The following is an 814-nucleotide window of genomic DNA, read 5'->3' as shown; positions in this document are numbered from 1 at the left end:
GAGGCGCTCGCGCAGATTCGCGCCGAGCGACAGATACGAATGCGGATCGCCGCCGAGCGGAATGTATTTGAGGCTGTCCAGCGGCTGCCGGGGCACGCACTTGTCCGCCAGCACGGACCAGTCCTCCTGCCAGCGGTTGAACAGCACGACGGGCCGCTTCGCGGTGCACGCGGCGGTTGCCGTATCGGCGGATGCCGTTTCCTCTGTCGCCCGCGCACTGCCGCTCAACGCCAGGCCGGCGACAAAAAGGGCAAGGTACGCAACAGCGTTCGTACCTGCAAACGGCCTGGGCCACACATGCGTCATAGCATCTCCGTGTCGTGAAAGGGGTGCGGTACTTTTGCCCGCGACATTCATCAGCGCGTATCCGAAATGCAGGCGCACTGGCCGTTCGATCAAACGCGAACGGCCACAACGAGCAGTCCGACCGGACCTGCTTCGGCTATTTCCTCGCGTCCGTCCTGGTCGCCGAACCGCCTGGTGAAGCGCTTGCGTGAGCCACCATCTCCGTCTGTCCGCCGCGTGCGTTGAGTGCGAGCCACGCGAGCACGACAAACGGAAGCAGCAGAGCCCAGAACCCGACTTGCCGATACGCGAGCGCGCCTGCGATCGCGCCCGCAGCGAACGCGAGAATGGCCGGCAGCATCTTGCCCAGGCGCGTTCGCGCCACGGCCTGTGCGTCGGATGGCGCGTGCGGCGAAAGCACGTCGATCGCATCGAGCACGGCCTGCGTGACGTTGCCCGTCATCACCGTGTTCGGCACGCCGGGACGCGCGACGAGCCGCCCGTGCGCGTTCTGCACGCCCATCGCCGC

The 814-nt window shown here is 66.7% G+C and carries 1 protein-coding gene and 1 pseudogene; both read right to left on the bottom strand.

Annotated features, from left to right (window positions below; genetic code table 11):
* Positions 1 to 306, bottom strand: a pseudogene (locus GCT13_RS47980) (alginate export family protein); the annotation flags it as partial.
* Between the two features lie 136 nt (positions 307 to 442).
* Positions 443 to 814 (bottom strand): DUF1275 family protein (locus tag GCT13_RS47975; protein WP_152768462.1); only part of this gene is annotated, 372 nt, incomplete at its 5' end.

The organism is Paraburkholderia franconis (genome assembly GCF_009362735.1).
GTDB lineage: Bacteria > Pseudomonadota > Gammaproteobacteria > Burkholderiales > Burkholderiaceae > Paraburkholderia > Paraburkholderia franconis.
The sequence above is the reverse complement of the archived record's forward strand: the minus strand, read 5'-3'. Positions and strand labels throughout refer to the sequence as shown.